This is a genomic window from Streptomyces roseicoloratus (assembly GCF_004117935.1).
In the GTDB taxonomy this organism is placed as follows: Bacteria; Actinomycetota; Actinomycetes; order Streptomycetales; family Streptomycetaceae; genus Streptomyces; species Streptomyces roseicoloratus.
In genome coordinates this window covers 161,590-177,276 of record NZ_SDOY01000131.1, presented here as the reverse complement: position 1 = coordinate 177,276, position 15,687 = coordinate 161,590, and the positions used below count along the sequence as shown (strand labels likewise).

The window sequence follows — 15,687 nt, the reverse complement described above, 5'->3', positions numbered from 1 at the left end:
GCAGTACGCGGATGCCGTGCCCGGCACTACACGGACGCCGTGCCCGGCAGTACGCGGGTGCCGCGGCCGGGATGCCCAGGTCGCGGAGGGTCTCGTTGCGGTGGATGCGCCGGAACGGAGGGCGTGACCACAGACCGCACGACGGGCGGTGGTCGCCGCCAGCCGGTCAGCTCATCCGTACGACGAGATGCGCGCGGTCCCGACCGCGCGCCACGAGGCGGGCGTTGGCCTCGTCGGACTCGGCGACCCAGCGTTCGGCGTGGGCCTGCTCCTTGCCGAAGCGGACGTGCCGGGCGATCAGCCGGGGCACACGGTGCCGGTCGTCCAGGTCCAGGTACCAGACCTCGTCGAGGAGCGGGCGGACGGCGGCCCACGGGGCCTCGTCGTGGAGCAGGTAGTTGCCCTCGGTGATCACGAGCGGGACCCCGGGCGGCACGGGGATCGCGCCGGCGACCGGTTCTTCCAGGCTGCGGTCGAAGGCGGGCGCGTAGACGGTGACGCCGGGTTCGGGGGTGCGCAGCCGCGCGAGCAGGGCGGCGTACCCGGCGGCGTCGAAGGTGTCGGGCGCGCCCTTGCGCCCGGCGCGCCCGAGCCGTTCCAGCTCGGCCTGGGCCAGGTGGAAGCCGTCCATGGGCACGAGCGCGGCGAGCCCGTCGAGCCGCGCGACGAACCGGGCGGCCAGCGTCGACTTCCCGACCCCGGGCGGCCCGGCGATCCCGAGTATCCGCCGCCGCCCGTCCCCCACCAACGCCCGGGCCCTCCGAACGAGCCCGTCGGTCCCCTGCACGTCCATGCGCCGCATTCTCCCACCGAGCCGCCATGGAGCCCCGGCCCGTGCCGGGACGGCCGGCGAGGCAAGAAACGCTGCCGGCTCCGCTGGCGGGGCGCCGTCATACGTATTACCTTGCTGCCATGTCGTCCGTCACTCCCCCGCCCCGGCCCCACCCGTCCTCGGCCGCAGCCACCTCACTGCCCGCACTCGCGCTCGTCACGCTCGTCGTCCGTGACTACGACGAGGCGATCGAGTTCTACACCAACGCCCTGGGCTTCGAACTCGTCGAGGACACGGACCGGGGTGACGGCGGCCGGTGGGTCGTCGTGCGGCCGCGGGGTGGGCCGGGCGGCACCGGACTGTTGCTCGCCCGGGCCAAGGACGAGGCGCAGGCGACGGCCGTCGGGGCGCAGGCCGGCGGGCGGGTCGGGTTCTTCCTGCACACCGACGACTTCGTACGCGACCACGCCCGGATGACCGCCGCCGGCGTGCGCTTCCTGGAGGAGCCACGGCACGAGCCGTACGGCTCGGTCGCCGTGTTCGAGGACCTGTACGGCAACCGGTGGGACCTGCTCCAGCCCGCCACCGCCTGAGCACCCCCCGGATGACCCCGTACGACCCCGGAAAACCCCTCGCCGTCGGCCCCGGCCCGCGGATACGGTCGCCTCTCCGTCCTCCACGCCTCCGAGACGAAGAGAGCAGTGCCATGACCAGCCGTCGCGCGACCACCACCCTCTGGCGACCCACGGGTCCCCAGGAGCTGGAACTCGTGCGCGCGTCGGAGTGGCGGGCGTGGCCGCCGCGGCTGCCGGAGCAGCCGATCTTCTACCCGGTCCTCAACGAGGACTACGCGATCCGGATCGCCCGCGACTGGAACGTCAAGCACAGCGGCGTCGGCTACGTGACCCGCTTCGAGGTCGACACCGCCTTCCTGGCCCGCTACCCGGTCCGGCAGGCCGGCGGCAGGACGATCCTGGAGCTGTGGGTGCCCGCCGAGGAGCTGGACGAGTTCAACGCGCACATCGTCGGCACGATCGACGTCGTCCACGAGTTCCGCTGAGCACCGCCCCGCGCCCCACGGCCGGGACCGGCGGCCGGACCGGCCGTCAGCGGTGGCCCAGGACGTTGACCACCCGGCCGTCGGGGTCCCGGACGAAGAAGCGCCGCACGCCCCACTCCTCGTCCTGGAGCGGATGGACGATCTCCGCGCCACTGGCCCGTACGGCCGCGTACGCCGCGTCCACGTCGTCCACCTCCACGCTCATGTCGGGCGTGACCGGTGCGGTCTTGTCACCGGCCATGATGCTGATCTGCGCCGTGGGACTGGACGGGGACGCGAGCGTCACGATCCAGCCGTGGTTCATCACCTCCTCGAACCCGAGCAGGCCGTAGAACTCCCGGTTCTCCTCCACGGACTCCGACTGGACGTTGGGCACGACGCGACGAACGGTCATCGAGAACTACTCCAAGCTGGGAACGGACGGCAGCCGCCGGAGACTTCGGACTCTCCAGAAGTACTACGTGACACCGACACCGGCACGGCACCGGCACCGGCACCCACGCCGAATGGCGCGCCCGCCGTCGACGCGCCCCTCACGCCGACCTCCGCGTGCGCGCCCCCGCCCGAGGCTCCCCCGCCCGGGCCGCCAGGAAGTCCTCGAACGAGGTGCGGCCCACCGCCCGGTCCGGTGTCAGGTGGCCGCCCGCGCGGAAGCGCGCGGCCGTGCTGCCCGGCAGGCGGACCGGCAGGACGGCGCGGCGGCGGCCGGTCGCCGTCAGGTAGGCGCGGGCCAGGTCGGTGAAGGTGCGGACCTCGGGGCCGCCCATGTCCGGGACCCGGCCCGCGGGCTCGCCGACGGCCAGTTCGCACAGCCGGCCGGCGACCTCCGCCACGTCGATCGGCTGGTCCGACGTGCCGGACGGGACCAGCATCACCGGGGTCTTCGCCAGGGCCTCCAGGACCCGGAGCACCAGGTCGTGGAACTGGGTGGTGCGCAGGATCGTCCAGCCCGGGCCCGACTCCTCGACGATCCGCTCGGCGCCGAGCTTCGCCCGGTAGTACGGCAGCGGCACCCGGTCGACGCCGACGATCGAGATGTACACCAGGTGCCGCACCCCGGCCCGGCGGGCCGCGTCGACGAGCACGCGCGCCGCCTTCTCGTCCCCGCCGCCCAGTGTGGTCGCGCAGTGCACCACGGTGTCCACGCCGTCCAGGGCCGTGTCGAGCACCGGCCCGCCCTCGCGCAGGTCGACCGCGTACGGCTGGGTGTGCCGGCTCAGCACCCGTACCTGGTGCCCTTCCTCGCGCAGTCGCTCGGTGACGAGCCGGCCGAGGGTGCCCGTGCCTCCGGTCACCAGAATGGTCGTCGTGGTCGCGGTCATCGTGAGATCGCCTCTTCTCTATCGCGTGGTGGATCACGTGCGTGAAAAGAGGACGAGCGCGGCCACCCGGTCTGTGACATCGCCAGGAGCACGCTCCTGATCGTCATGCCTCCGCCAGTACGTATGCCCGCCGCCGCACCCTTACGTCCCTGCCCCCCTGCCCCGGCCCCTGCCCCGCCCCGGGTCGGGTCGGTGTCGTACGGTGCCGCTAGCGTGCCCCCATGCCCATGGACGATCGCAGTGCTGCCCTGATGGCGGAACCGCACTTCTGGCCCCTGTACTTCTTCGACGACGAGGCGCTGGAGGAGTACGACGAGAGGTCGCGGGGGCACGACGGGGAGGGCGACACGGAGGACGACGCGAAGGACGACGCGAAGGGCGACGCGAAGGACGGCGCGAAGGGCGGCGCGAAGGGCGGCGCGGAGGGCGACGTCTTCACGGCGGAGTTCCCGCTGGACGACGGGCTCGGGCTGCGGCTCGTGTTCGAACCGGGCGCCTGCCACGTCGACCTGTCCGTCGTCTCGCCGGAATCGGCGGAGGCCGAGACCGTCGGCTGGGACGACACGGCGCACTCCCACCCCCACGTCATGCCGTGGGCGGAACTCGACCTGCTGGGCCGCGCGGCCGCCGTTCACGATCCGGCGCTGCGGCACCCGGGCCCGATGACGGCTCTGCTGCTGCGATTCGCCTTCCTGTCCGAGGAGGGGGACGAAGGCAGGGACGAGGACACGGTCGCCTCGATCGCCGCCGTCGCGGACGCGGCCTTCGCCGCGGTACGCCCCACAGGGGCGGACGGCCGCACGGCGGACGGCGGAACGGCGGACGGCGTCAGGGAAGAGACGCGGGACTGGTTAGATCTGCGGGACCTTCGCGGCGCGGGGGTCGAGTGGACGGTTCGTCCCGACGGCTGCCGGGCGGTGACGCAGCACGGTCCGGACGGGGTGCCGCTGCACTCCCTGCGGCATCCCGTGTCGGACGGTTTCCCGTTCGCCGCCTGGTCCCTGCTCCTCGCCCGCGCGACGGAACTGCTGGACGCCGTACGGGCGGACCCCGCCCTCCGCTCCGACGAGGTGCGGGCCGCGCTCGGCCGCTGCACCGGCCCGGGCGGTCACCGGCACCTCGGGCCGCTCGCCGACGCGCTGTCCCGGGCGGGCTTCGCACGGCCCGGGATGCTCCGGGCGCTGTCCGCCGGACCGGTCGTGAAGGCCGAGGCCGCCTGGGTCGTGGAGACCCTGGCCGGGCTGGAACGGGGCAGGCTGACCGCGGCCTGGTGCGGCCGCGGCCGACCGGCCGGCGGCCGGTCATGGCGGCTCTCCCTGACCCTGCCTGCCGCCGGCCGCCCCCGGGACTTCGGGCAGCGGTTCGCCGCGGAGCTGTCGGCGGCGCTCAACGAGCGCGGACTGGGCCGGGCGGAGGCCGGTGGCGGCACGTACACGCGGGACGAGAACGGTGACCTGGTCCGCCGGGACGAGCACCTGGACGTGGTGATCCGCGACGACCTCCCGGCCGGTACGCGCGTCGTCGCGGAACTGCTGCACCGCCACCAGGTCGCGGAGACCGCGGTGCTCAGACACGCCGGGAAGCCGTACGCGGACATCCCTCTCGACGGTCCGCCGGCCTGACGCGCCCGACGGCACACCGCGCCGTCGCACCGAGGCCGACGTGCGCCTACGCCCGCGCCGCCCGCACGCCGAACCACTGCTCCGCGCCGTACTCCTCGAACCGCTCCGCCTCCACGAACCCCAGTTTCGCCGCCAGCCGCATCGCGCGGCCGTTGGCGAGCCGGGTGGAGAGCACCACCGGCTCACCGGGGTGTGCGGCGGCGAACCAGTCGAGCGCCGCCGCGCACGCCTCGGCGGCGTACCCGCGCCCCCACGCCTCCGGCAGGAACATGTAGCCGAGTTCGACTTCCCCGCCCTCCGGCCGCGGACCGGCCCCGTACCCCGGACCGACGTGCTCCGGGCGCAGTCGTCCGGGACGCCCGGGATCGCGCCGGTCGAGCGTGATCATGCCGATCATCGCGCCGTCGAGCTCGACCACGAAGAGGCCCCGTCGGCGCCCCGGCACCTCGGGCATCGCGCGGTCGAGCTCGTCACGCGGGCGGGAGCCGCCGACGTACGTGCCCACCTCCGGCGAGGAGAAGAGCGCGACGAACGCCGCGCGGTCCCGCGCCTCGGACTCGCGGAGCACGAGCCGCTCGGTCTTGGCCGGGGCGGGCGGCCAGGCTGCGGCCGACGTGTGATCGGTCATGTCGGCATCCTGTCCCGTCACTTGGACATGATGAAGTCCAGGGCCATGCCCTCGGCCGTCGTCCAGTACGTGACGAGCTGACCGTCGTCCGCGTACAGCGTGGCGACGGGCATGGGCACGTCGACCGCCCCGCCCGCCTTGGTGCCGGGCTTGCGGCCCTGGAGCGTCAGGGTGATGCTCCGCGCCGCGTACTCGTCCCTCTTGCCGCCGGCGACGAGGAGCGCGGCGTACGCCTCCTCTCCGGGAGCGATCGTGACGGGCCTGCCCGGGTCGGGGTCGCTGTCCTTGATCACCGGCACCGTCGTCTGCGCGTCCGCGCCGAGCCGCACGTACGGGTGGCCGTAGAGGTTGCACGTCGCGTCGCCGGTGTTCTGGACGGTGATCAGGAGGTGCCTGGACTCCTTGCTGTTCGGGGGCTCCTTGACGGCGGAGACCCCGAGGTCCGCCACGACGCAGTCGGCCACGGCACCGCTCTTCCCGCCACCGCCTCCGCCCTTGCTCTTGCCACTGCCCTTGCCACTGCTGGGGCTCGGCTTCGCCGAGGCCGTCGTGCTCGGTGACACGCTGGTGGGCTCCGTCGACGTCGTCGGGCTCGTCGGGCTCGGCGTCCCCGTCGAACCCGCCGAGTCCGTCGGGCTCGGCCGGGCGGAGGACCCGCCGGCGGCGCCCGCGTCGTCCGTCTCGTTCGGTCCGCACGCCGTCGCCGTGAGGAGCGCGACCACCATCGCCGCGCCGACCGCGTAGGACTTCCCCCGTGTGTTCATGTCCGCTACCACTTCCCCCGTGCCGTCGAACTGCTGCTCGTCGAGCAGAGTGTGCGCGCGGAGACGGACGGTCATGCACGCCGTGCGGGTCTGTTACCAAGGGCGGACAGGGACGGGGCGATTCCGGGTCCGCCGAAGCCCTGCGACCGGTTCCCGCGGCCCCGTCCCGCGGCCCCGTCCCGCGTCAGAGATCGACTTCGGCGCGGACCGTCTTGCCCACCGACACCCGGTCCACGATCTCCCAGCGGCTCGCGAGCGCCGCCACGAGGAGCAGCCCGCGACCGGTCTCGGAGAGCGGGCCGGTGAAGGGTACGAGGGCGGGCAGGCGTTCCGTACGGGTGTCGGCGACGTCGATGCGGAGCCGGACGCCCGGCTCGTACGCGAGGGTCAGCTCGAAGTCCCGTCCGGGCACCCGGCCGTGCGTCACGGCGTTCGCGGCGAGCTCGGCGACGATCTGCGCGGCCACGTCGGAGAGCGCGCTGCCGTGCGGCGCGAGGCCCCAGCGGTCGAGCTGGTGGAGCGCGAGCCGGCGGGCGAGGCGCGCGCCGCGCGGCGTCGAGCTGAAACGCTGGGTGAACACACGTACGGTAACCGGAACTTCGTCGGCCCGAGCGATCTGAGAGGTGGTCATGAGCCCCAAGATGGCGGCCCTGAAGGCCGGTTCCCAGGTCAGAAACCCGTACGCTCCGTAAGCGTACGAGCTCGGAGGGTGGACAGTACTCATCACGGCCCGTGACGATGCGGGGTGGGAGGTGTGCGTGATGACATCGGACGACTACACAGAACCGGAGACCTCCGACAGCCTCAGGGCGTTCGGGGAGGTGCTCAAGGCGTTCCGCAGGCGGGCGCGGCTGACACAGGAGGAGTTCGCGCCCCGGGCGGGCTACTCGGTGGAGACGATCTCTTCCGTCGAACAGGGCCGACGGTTCCCCTCGCCGAAGCTGGTGGACAGGTCGGAGGAGATCCTGGAGGGCTTCGGCGCGATCAGAGGCGCGGCGAAGCACCTGTCACGGGAACCGGGCCTCGCGAACTGGTTCCGGCGGTGGGCGACGCTGGAGCGGACGGCGCTGTGCCTCTACACGTACGAGAACCGGCTGATCCCCGGCCTGCTCCAGATCGAGCCGTACGCGCGGACGCTCTTCGAGGAGCAACTGCCGCCGATGGGAGACGCGGAGATCGAGGAGAACCTCGTCGCGCGCATGAAGCGGCAGAAGTTGCTGACGGAGCGGGTCAACACCTCGTACAGCTTCATCATCGAGGAGCACGTGCTGCGGAGGGAGACGGGCGGGCCCGACGTCCACAGGGCTCAGATCGAGCACATCCTGCGGATGTCCGAGCGGCGCAACATCGAGGTGCAGGTGATGGCGATGAGCCGTGCCCACCACGCGGGGCTCGATGGCCCAATGCAGATGCTGGAGACTCCCGAGAATCGCTGGTACGGATACGTCGAAGGCCAGCGGGCTGGAATGCTCATCTCCGACGCCAAAGAGGTCGGAATCCTCAAGAGGCGGTATGACAGGATGCGGTCACAGGCGCTTACCCTGGAAGACTCCCAGAGCCTGTTGCGGCAGATGCGAGGAGCTACATGAGCACCACTGACCTGGCCTGGTTCAAGAGCAGTTACAGCAGCGGCGGCAGCGGCGACTGCGTCGAAGTCGCCCTCTCGTGGCAGAAGTCCACGTACAGCAGCGGCGGTGACGGCGACTGTGTCGAGGTCGCCGCCTGCCCCACCACTGTCCACGTCCGTGACTCCAAGCGGCCCGAGGATGCTCAGCTCGCGCTCGCTCCCGCCGCCTGGAGTGCCTTCGTCGGCGGGTGCGAGCAGCTGTAATGACGTACCTGGACGAGCTGTTCTCCCTGTCCGGTCTCAACGCCGTCGTCACCGGCGGAAGTTCCGGGATCGGCAGGGCCATCGCCCGTGCCCTGGCGCGCGCGGGTGCGTCCGTCGTCATCGTCGCGCGGCGCGAGGCGGAGTTGAAGGACACGGTCGACGAACTCACCGGACTCGGCGCGAGCGCCGCCTGGGTGAGCGGGGACCTGGCCACCCGTCCGGGCGTACGGCAGGCCGCCGAGGACGCCGTACGCGCGCTCGGCGGCGCCGAGCCCGACATCCTCGTCAACTCGGCCGGGATCAACCTGCGTCCGCCGCTCTCCGAGCTCACGGACGAGGTGTGGGACCGGACGATGGCGGTGAACCTGGAGGCGCCGTTCCTGCTGGGGCAGCGGTTCGGGCCCGGGATGGCCGAGCGCGGGTTCGGGCGGATCATCCACGTCACGTCCCAGCAGGCGCACCGCGCGTTCGTGCAGTCCGGGGCGTACGGAGTGGCGAAGGGCGGGCTCGAGTCGCTGGCGCGTTCGCAGGCCGAGGCGTGGTCGCCGTACGGCGTCACCGTGAACACCCTCGTGCCCGGCTTCGTGCTGACGCCGCTCAACGAGCGGCTGTCCTCCGACACCGCCAAGGTCGCCGAGCTGGCGGCCCGCACGATGATCGGGCGGAACGGGCTCGCCGAGGACTTCGAGGGCGCGGCCGTGTTCCTGGCGAGCCGCGCCTCGGCGTACGTCACCGGGCAGGCGGTCTTCGTGGACGGCGGACTGTCCGTCCACTGAACCGGTGAGGACCGGGCCTTCGGCGCGGCCGGCGCCCTGGGTGCCTTCGGCGCACGCCCTGGGTCCCCGTGCCCGGAGGCCGTGGCCGGCGCCTGGGTGCCGCCGTGTGTCCCGGAGCGTCCGAAGCGCGCCGTGGGCCCCGGGCCCCGGGAACGCCGTGGACCCCGGCGGAGAACCGCCGGGGTCCACGGACAGGCCGATCACTGATCAGGCGGGGCCGAACGGAGCTCGGTCCCGGGGCCGTCGGTGATCAGACCAGGTCGAACCGGTCCAGGTCCATGACCTTGGCCCAGGCCGCGACGAAGTCCGTCACGAACTTCTCCTTCGCGTCGTCCGAGGCGTACACCTCGGCGACGGCGCGCAGCTCGGAGTTCGAGCCGAAGACCAGGTCGGCGCGGGTGCCGGTCCACTTGACCTCGCCGGTGGCCAGGTCGCGGCCCTCGAACGTGGTCTGGTCCGCGGAGGTGGACTTCCACTCGGTGCCGAGGTCGAGCAGGTTGACGAAGAAGTCGTTCGTCAGCTTGCCCGGGGTCTCGGTGAACACGCCCAGCGAGGTCTGCGGCTGGGTCACGCCGAGGGCGCGCAGACCGCCGACGAGGACCGTGGTCTCCGGGGCGGAGAGGGTGAGCAGGTTCGCCTTGTCGATCAGCAGGTACTCGGCGGGGAGGCGGTGGCCCTTGCCGAGGTAGTTGCGGAAGCCGTCGGCGGTGGGCTCCAGGGCGGCGAAGGACTCGACGTCCGTCTGCTCGGCGGAGGCGTCGACGCGGCCGGCCGTGAACGGCACCTCGACGTCGAGGCCGGCGTCCTTGGCGGCCTTCTCGACGGCCGCGTTGCCCGCGAGGACGACGAGGTCGGCGAGGGAGACCTGCTTGCCGTCGGTGCGGCCCGCGTTGAAGGACTCCTGGATGCCTTCGAGGACGCGCAGCACCTGGGCGAGCTCGTCGGGGTTGTTGACCTCCCAGTTGCGCTGCGGCTCCAGGCGGATGCGGCCGCCGTTGGCGCCGCCGCGCTTGTCGCTGCCGCGGAAGGAGGAGGCGGCGGCCCAGGCGGCGGAGACCAGCTGGGTGACGGTGAGGCCGGAGCCGAGGATCCGCTCCTTGAGGGAGGCGAGGTCGGCGGCGTCGGCCGGCTCGTGGGTGCGGGCCGGCAGCGGGTCCTGCCAGATGAGCTCCTCGGAGGGGACCTCCGGGCCCAGGTAGCGGGCGACCGGACCGAGGTCACGGTGCGTCAGCTTGAACCAGGCGCGGGCGAAGGCGTCCGCGAACTGGTCCGGGTTCTCGTAGAAGCGGCGCGAGATCTGCTCGTAGACCGGGTCGAAGCGGAGCGACAGGTCGGTGGTGAGCATGGTCGGGCGGTGCTTCTTCGACGCGTCGTGGGCGTCGGGGATGATCTCCTCGGAGTCCTTGGCGACCCACTGGTGGGCGCCGGCCGGGCTCTTGGTGAGCTCGTACTCGTACTCGAAGAGGTGCTTGAAGAAGTCGTGGCTCCACCGGGCCGGCGTGGTGGTCCAGGTGACCTCGAGACCGGAGGTGATCGTGTCGGCGCCCTTGCCGGTGCCGTACGCGTTCTTCCAGCCGAGGCCCTGCTGCTCCAGCGGGGCGCCCTCGGGGTCGGCGCCGACGTTGTCCGCCGGGCCGGCGCCGTGGGCCTTGCCGAAGGTGTGGCCACCGGCGATGAGGGCGACGGTCTCCTCGTCGTTCATCGCCATGCGGCGGAAGGTCTCGCGGATGTCGCGGGCCGCGGCGATCGGGTCCGGGTTGCCGTTGGGGCCCTCCGGGTTGACGTAGATGAGGCCCATCTGCACGGCGCCGAGCGGGCTCTCCAGCTCGCGGTCGCCGGTGTAGCGCTCGTCGCCGAGCCAGGTGGTCTCGGGGCCCCAGTAGACGTCCTCGTCGGCCTCCCACACGTCGGCGCGGCCGCCGGCGAAGCCGAAGGTCTCGAAGCCCATGGTCTCCAGGGCGACGTTGCCGGTGAGGATCAGCAGGTCGGCCCAGGAGATGCTCTGGCCGTACTTCTTCTTCACCGGCCACAGCAGACGGCGGGCCTTGTCGAGGTTGCCGTTGTCCGGCCAGCTGTTCAGCGGGGCGAAGCGCTGCTGACCGGCGCCGGCGCCGCCGCGGCCGTCGCTGATGCGGTACGTGCCGGCGCTGTGCCAGGCCATGCGGACCATGAGCGGGCCGTAGTGGCCGAAGTCGGCGGGCCACCAGTCCTGCGAGGTGGTGAGCACCTCGGCGATGTCCCGCTTCACGGCGGCCAGGTCCAGGGCCTTGAAGGCCTCCGTGTAGTCGAAGTCCTCGCCGAGCGGGTTCGCGACGGCGGGGTTCTTGGCGAGGATCTTCAGGTTGAGCCGCTCGGGCCACCACTGGCGGTTGCCGCCGCCCTGCGTCGGGTGCGCGGCCCGGCCGTGCGCCACCGGGCAGCCGCCCTTCGCCGCCTCGTCTTCGGTGACCAGCGGATCGTGATTCTGCTCAGACATCGGTCTTTCCTTCCGGACCCACCCTCTTGGCTACTACTGGAGTCGATCCTATGGTGGACTCTGTCCAAGTCAATACGACGGCCGGACTCGTACGGAATGCTCACAATGGTCACGCGCACTTGACCAGGTACGGCTCCTCGTACGTGCACCACGGCACAGCAAGGCTGGTGATCATGAGCGATCTGCTGGAACGGCTGCGCCGGCGCGGCTGGCGGATGACCGCGCAGCGACGGGTGGTCGCCGAGGTGCTCGACGGCGAGCACGTCCACCTCACGGCGGACGAGGTGCTGGCCCGCGCCACGGCGCGGCTGCCGGAGATCTCGCGGGCGACGGTCTACAACACGCTGGGCGAGCTGGTCTCGCTCGGCGAGGTGGTCGAGGTCTCCAGCGTGGGCCGCGCCAAGCGCTACGACCCGAACGCCCACAGCGCCCACCAGCACCTGGTGTGCGCGGGCTGCGGCACGGTCCGCGACGTCCACCCGGAGGGCGACCCGCTGGCGGGCCTGCCGGAGGCGGAACGCTTCGGCTTCACGGTGACGGCGGTGGAGGTCACGTACCGGGGGCTGTGCCCGGTGTGCGGGGCGGAGGAGAACCCGGTCGAGGCCGGAGACGCCTGAGCCGGCCGAGGCGTGACGCGCCGGGCCGGCTCAGGCGGTGTGTTCGGGTGTCGCGGTGCTGCGGTCCGTCCGGGGTCCGTCCGGGGTCTGTCCGGCGGCACCGCGGTCTCGCGACATCGCCGTGTGGTCGGGTCGTACCGCTCAGCTCTCGTCCGCCGGCTGGAGCCGCAGCGAGATCGAGTTGATGCAGTAGCGCTGGTCGGTCGGGGTCGGATACCCCTCGCCCTCGAAGACATGACCGAGGTGGGAACCGCAGCGTGCGCAGCGGACCTCGGTGCGGATCATGCCGTGGGACGTGTCGGCGACCAGCTCGACCGCGGAGCTGTCCTTCGGGTCGTAGAAGGACGGCCAGCCGCAGTGCGACTCGAACTTCTCGTGGGACGTGAAGAGCTCGGCGCCGCACGCCCGGCAGGAGTAGACGCCCTTGGTCTTGGTGTCCGTGTACTCACCGCGGAAGGCCGGTTCGGTGCCGGCCAGCCGGAGCACCTGGTACTCCGACGGCGTCAGCTGCGCCTGCCATTCCTCGTCGGTCTTCTCGACCTCGTACGCCATCTCTCTCGCTCCTCGGCCTCGGCTCGACAAGGGCGGGTCAGCCGGCCAGCTGGGCCAGGATCCGCGGACCCAGGTCCGTGACGTCGCCCGCACCCATGGTGAGAACGAGATCGCCGGGCTTCGCCATTCCCGCGATCACGTCCGGCACGTCGGACTTCTCGTGGACGGCGGTGACGTCGGCGCCGGCCGCGCGGGCGGCGTCGATGATCAGCTCGCTGGTGACGCCGGGGATCGGGTCCTCGCGGGCCGGGTAGATGTCGAGGACCACGGAGCCGTCGGCGAGGGCCAGGGCCTCGCCCATCTCGCGGCCGAGCTCCTGGGTGCGGGAGAAGAGGTGCGGCTGGAACACGACCAGGAGGCGGGAGGCGCCGGCGGCGCCGCGCATGGCCTCCAGGTCGGCCGTCATCTCGGTGGGGTGGTGCGCGTACGAGTCGATGACCTGGACGCCGGCGGCCTCGCCCTTGAGCTGGAGGCGGCGGCCGACGCCGGTGTACGCGGTGAGGGCCTGGGCGAGCTCGGCCGGGTCGACGCCGGCGCGGGAGCCGGCGGCGAGCGCGGCGGCGGCGTTGTGGGCGTAGTGGCGGCCGGGCACGGAGACGGTGAAGACGTGCTCGGTGCCGTCCATCACGACGACGACCTCGCTGGTCATGCCCTTCGGGGTGATCCGGCGGATCCGGACGTCGGCGCCCTCGTCCTCGCCGACGGTCAGGATGGTCAGGTCCTTGTTGCCGGAGACCCGCGCGGCGAGCTCGCGGGCGCCGGCGTGCTCGCCGACGACGAGGGTGCCACCGGGGCGGATCTTGGCGGCGAAGGCCTCGAAGGACTCGTAGATCTCGTCCATGGTGGCGTAGTTGGCGTGGTGGTCCAGCTCGACGTTGAGGACGATGGCCACGGCCGGGTCGTACTTCTGGAAGCTGCGGTCGCTCTCGTCGGCCTCGGCGACGAAGATCGCGCCCTCGCCGTGCCGGGCGTTGGTGCCGGGGCCCGCGAGGTCGCCGCCGATGGCGTACGACGGGTCGAGGCCGAGCTCGGTGAGGGCGACGGACAGCATCGAGGTGGTGGTGGTCTTGCCGTGCGTACCGGCGACGGCGACGGCGCTGAGGCCGTCCATGAGCGAGGCGAGCGCGTCGGAGCGGTGCACGACGGGGATGCCCAGCTCGGCGGCGCGGGCCAGCTCGGGGTTGTCGGCGCGGATGGCGCTGGAGACGACGACGGCGGAGGCGTCGTCGGCGAGGTGCCCGGCGGCGTGACCGATGTGCACGGTGACGCCCAGGGCCCGCAGGGACTCGGCGGTCGCCGAGTCCTTGGCGTCACTGCCGGCGACCTTGGCGCCCCGCTGGGCGAGGATCTTCGCGATGCCCGACATTCCGGCACCGCCGATGCCGATGAAGTGCGGTCGGTCCATGGCGGCAGGGATGGCGGGTGCCATGCGGTTCTCTCCCCGGGTACGTGACGATGACGAGCCCCCAGCCTAGTGGCTCGCCCCACCGCCCCCCGGCCACGCGCGCCCGCACCCGCCGGGACGGCGGTGTGGGCTCGCGCCCGGCGGGGCGGCGCGGTCGTCGCGCCCCGGCGGGGCGGTGCGGTCTGGTGTCCCCGCTGTGTGGACCCGCGCCCGGCGGGGCGGGGCGGTGCCTCAGCCGCACCCACCCCCGTATGACCCCCTCCCGGCTGCGCGGGGCCTCAGCCGCACCCACCCCCGTGTGGGCAATCGTCCCGCAGGGCGGGACGGGTGGGCACACGGGACGGCGCCCTCAGCGGCGCCTTCGCTCCTTGTTCCTGGCCGCACCACTACGGCGCGGCGCCGTGCGGGTGGCGGCCGTGGTGCGATGGCGGCGGGCGGCGTTCGGGTTACTCGCTGTGGGCGAAGAGTTTCAGGACCGGGACGCCCACCTTGTGGCGGGCTCGGGAGGCCCAGTCCCGGTGGAAGAACTCCTCCACGTAGTGCGGGGCCGTCAGGACGATGACCTCGTCGGCCGAGGACTCGTCGACCACCGTCTTCATCTTGTCCAGCGGATGGTCCTCGACCACCTGCCCGACAGCCTCGCAGCCCGCGTTTCTCAGTGCCCTCAGGGAGACCTCCAGGGCCTGCTCGGCCACCGGCCTGGCGTCCTTGCCCTCGGGCTTGTCGCCCTCGCGCGCCGCTTCCTTCAGTTCGCCCATGGCGACGTCGTCGATGGCGCGCAGCAGGACATCGGCCTGGTCACCCCGCGGCTGCATCAACACGATGAACGCGACCCGCTCGTCACCGTGCAGGGTGGTGACGAAGTCCACGTCGACGGACGTGAGGGGCTTCTCGATCATCAGAACGCTTGTGAACACCTCAGGAGCCCTTCTGCGGAAACCATCCTTCCCCGTGGCCCCACGGGGACTGCGAGAGTAAGTGTGCCCAGCGGACGCTAAGCGGAACGACAAATTCCGCCGATTGTCAGATCCGACGGTAGCGGGTGAAGAGGAAGCCGTCCTGCTCCAGCAGCGACGCCACGGCGAAGCGCTTCGGAACCTCCACCGAGGGCCCTCCGGCGATCCGCTGCGCGGTGCCCGCCGTCATCGTCGGCGAGACCGTCAGACACAGCTCGTCCAGCACGTCCGCGGCCACGAACTGGCCGAGCAGCCGCGGCCCGCCCTCGGTCAGCAGCCGCCGCAGCCCCCGCTCCGCGAGCGCCGCCACCGCGCGCTCCGGGTCGACGCCCGGCCCGTCGCCCGCGATCACCACCTCCGCGCCCGCCCGCTCGGCCTCCGCCCGCCGCTCCGGAGAGGACGCGGCGCCGGTGAGGACCAGCGTCGGCACCAGCGGCTCGGTGAAGAGCGGAAGCGAGAAGTCGAGGTCCAGCGAGGCGGACACCACCGCGATCACCGGGGCCGGGCCCTGCCCCGCCGCCGCCCGGCGCTCCGCGAAGACCTCCCGCGCCCGGGCCGGCCGGTAGCCCTCGAGCCGTACCGTCTCCGCGCCGACCACGACCACGTCCGCCAGCGCCCGCAGGATCCCGAAGATCCGCATGTCGGTCTCGGAGGACAGCGGCTGGGAGCGGCCGTCGTGCTGGCCCGCCCCGTCGAGCGAGGACACCATGTTGGCCCGCAGCCACGGCACCGTCTCCGCCTCCGGCGGGTAGGCGTAGGCGTCGGCGAGCTCGTCGAAGGACCACTCCCGGTCCGGATCGGGGGCGTCGCGGGGGAGGTCGGCAGCTGTCATGTCCGTCACAGGGAACAGGCGTCGCATCCCGGCAGTCTGACACGGCGCTTAGAGTGGATAACTGTGTCGACTCG

At 72.4% G+C, this 15,687-nt stretch carries 19 protein-coding genes; 8 read left to right on the top strand and 11 right to left on the bottom strand.

Going from position 1 to position 15,687, the window contains the following annotated elements; genetic code table 11:
* Window positions 1-166 precede the first annotated feature (166 nt).
* Entirely contained in the window at window positions 167-802 is a 636-nt protein-coding gene (locus ESG85_RS19945; protein WP_128981113.1) for a nucleoside/nucleotide kinase family protein, read from the bottom strand.
* 167 nt (window positions 803-969) lie between these two features.
* On the opposite strand from ESG85_RS19945, the gene ESG85_RS19940 reads away from it, so the two are divergent.
* Together ESG85_RS19940 and ESG85_RS19935 are read left to right on the top strand one after the other, a co-directional pair.
* Window positions 970-1,365 carry a VOC family protein gene (locus ESG85_RS19940; RefSeq protein WP_128981200.1) on the top strand — a complete coding sequence of 132 codons (396 nt, stop codon included), beginning with the start codon at window positions 970-972 and terminating at the stop codon, window positions 1,363-1,365.
* 113 nt (window positions 1,366-1,478) lie between these two features.
* A complete protein-coding gene (locus tag ESG85_RS19935; protein ID WP_128981112.1) occupies window positions 1,479-1,832 on the top strand; it encodes a hypothetical protein in 354 nt (117 codons plus the stop codon).
* Between the two features lie 46 nt (window positions 1,833-1,878).
* Here the strand turns inward: ESG85_RS19935 and ESG85_RS19930 are convergent, their stop codons facing one another.
* Window positions 1,879-2,226, bottom strand: coding sequence for a VOC family protein (locus ESG85_RS19930; RefSeq protein ID WP_128981111.1), 348 nt, complete (start codon window positions 2,224-2,226; stop codon window positions 1,879-1,881).
* A 139-nt stretch (window positions 2,227-2,365) separates the two neighbouring features.
* Window positions 2,366-3,154: an SDR family oxidoreductase gene (locus ESG85_RS19925; protein WP_128981110.1), complete on the bottom strand. Its 789-nt coding sequence runs from the start codon at window positions 3,152-3,154 to the stop codon at window positions 2,366-2,368.
* A 221-nt stretch (window positions 3,155-3,375) separates the two neighbouring features.
* Between ESG85_RS19925 and ESG85_RS19920 the strand changes: the two genes are divergently transcribed.
* Window positions 3,376-4,776 (top strand): hypothetical protein, encoded by a 1,401-nt coding sequence (locus tag ESG85_RS19920; protein WP_128981109.1) that lies wholly within the window; start codon window positions 3,376-3,378, stop codon window positions 4,774-4,776.
* A gap of 46 nt (window positions 4,777-4,822) precedes the next feature.
* Here ESG85_RS19920 and ESG85_RS19915 read toward each other — a convergent pair whose 3' ends face one another.
* Both ESG85_RS19915 and ESG85_RS36030 read right to left on the bottom strand, forming a co-directional pair.
* On the bottom strand, window positions 4,823-5,404 hold the full coding sequence (locus ESG85_RS19915) for a GNAT family N-acetyltransferase (protein WP_128981107.1): 582 nt from the start codon (window positions 5,402-5,404) through the stop codon (window positions 4,823-4,825).
* 17 nt (window positions 5,405-5,421) lie between these two features.
* Complete coding sequence (locus ESG85_RS36030) at window positions 5,422-5,868, bottom strand: DUF4232 domain-containing protein (protein ID WP_246095171.1); 447 nt, start codon at window positions 5,866-5,868, stop codon at window positions 5,422-5,424.
* A 31-nt stretch (window positions 5,869-5,899) separates the two neighbouring features.
* Here ESG85_RS36030 and ESG85_RS36025 point away from each other — a divergent pair, with 31 nt between their 5' ends.
* Window positions 5,900-6,148, top strand: coding sequence for a hypothetical protein (locus ESG85_RS36025; RefSeq protein WP_164986273.1), 249 nt, complete (start codon window positions 5,900-5,902; stop codon window positions 6,146-6,148).
* 204 nt (window positions 6,149-6,352) lie between these two features.
* Here the strand turns inward: ESG85_RS36025 and ESG85_RS19900 are convergent, their stop codons facing one another.
* Window positions 6,353-6,799 (bottom strand): ATP-binding protein, encoded by a 447-nt coding sequence (locus ESG85_RS19900; protein WP_128981103.1) that lies wholly within the window; start codon window positions 6,797-6,799, stop codon window positions 6,353-6,355.
* A gap of 130 nt (window positions 6,800-6,929) precedes the next feature.
* Between ESG85_RS19900 and ESG85_RS19895 the strand changes: the two genes are divergently transcribed.
* The 3 genes from ESG85_RS19895 to ESG85_RS19885 are packed head-to-tail and all read left to right on the top strand — an operon-like array spanning window position 6,930 to window position 8,775.
* On the top strand, window positions 6,930-7,757 hold the full coding sequence (locus tag ESG85_RS19895) for a helix-turn-helix domain-containing protein (protein WP_128981101.1): 828 nt from the start codon (window positions 6,930-6,932) through the stop codon (window positions 7,755-7,757).
* The gene (locus ESG85_RS19890; RefSeq protein WP_128981099.1) at window positions 7,754-7,999 is read left to right on the top strand and encodes a DUF397 domain-containing protein; all 246 of its coding nucleotides are present in this window, start codon (window positions 7,754-7,756) and stop codon (window positions 7,997-7,999) included. Before ESG85_RS19895 ends, ESG85_RS19890 begins: the two co-directional genes overlap by 4 nt.
* Window positions 7,999-8,775, top strand: coding sequence for an SDR family NAD(P)-dependent oxidoreductase (locus ESG85_RS19885; RefSeq protein ID WP_128981097.1), 777 nt, complete (start codon window positions 7,999-8,001; stop codon window positions 8,773-8,775). Before ESG85_RS19890 ends, ESG85_RS19885 begins: the two co-directional genes overlap by 1 nt.
* Before the next feature lie 250 nt (window positions 8,776-9,025).
* Here ESG85_RS19885 and katG read toward each other — a convergent pair whose 3' ends face one another.
* Window positions 9,026-11,251 carry a catalase/peroxidase HPI gene (gene katG, locus ESG85_RS19880; RefSeq protein WP_128981095.1) on the bottom strand — a complete coding sequence of 742 codons (2,226 nt, stop codon included), beginning with the start codon at window positions 11,249-11,251 and terminating at the stop codon, window positions 9,026-9,028.
* Between the two features lie 173 nt (window positions 11,252-11,424).
* Between katG and ESG85_RS19875 the strand changes: the two genes are divergently transcribed.
* Complete coding sequence (locus ESG85_RS19875; protein WP_128981093.1) at window positions 11,425-11,868, top strand: Fur family transcriptional regulator; 444 nt, start codon at window positions 11,425-11,427, stop codon at window positions 11,866-11,868.
* 141 nt (window positions 11,869-12,009) lie between these two features.
* Here the strand turns inward: ESG85_RS19875 and msrB are convergent, their stop codons facing one another.
* From msrB to ESG85_RS19850, 4 genes are all read right to left on the bottom strand, one after another.
* The gene (gene msrB / locus ESG85_RS19870; RefSeq protein WP_128981091.1) at window positions 12,010-12,420 is read right to left on the bottom strand and encodes a peptide-methionine (R)-S-oxide reductase MsrB; all 411 of its coding nucleotides are present in this window, start codon (window positions 12,418-12,420) and stop codon (window positions 12,010-12,012) included.
* 37 nt (window positions 12,421-12,457) lie between these two features.
* Complete coding sequence (murC, locus tag ESG85_RS19865) at window positions 12,458-13,849, bottom strand: UDP-N-acetylmuramate--L-alanine ligase (protein ID WP_128981089.1); 1,392 nt, start codon at window positions 13,847-13,849, stop codon at window positions 12,458-12,460.
* A 422-nt stretch (window positions 13,850-14,271) separates the two neighbouring features.
* Entirely contained in the window at window positions 14,272-14,742 is a 471-nt protein-coding gene (locus tag ESG85_RS19855; RefSeq protein WP_128981085.1) for an indole-3-glycerol phosphate synthase, read from the bottom strand.
* A gap of 106 nt (window positions 14,743-14,848) precedes the next feature.
* Entirely contained in the window at window positions 14,849-15,640 is a 792-nt protein-coding gene (locus ESG85_RS19850; RefSeq protein ID WP_128981083.1) for a pyrimidine reductase family protein, read from the bottom strand.
* Between the last annotated feature and the right edge of the window lie 47 nt (window positions 15,641-15,687).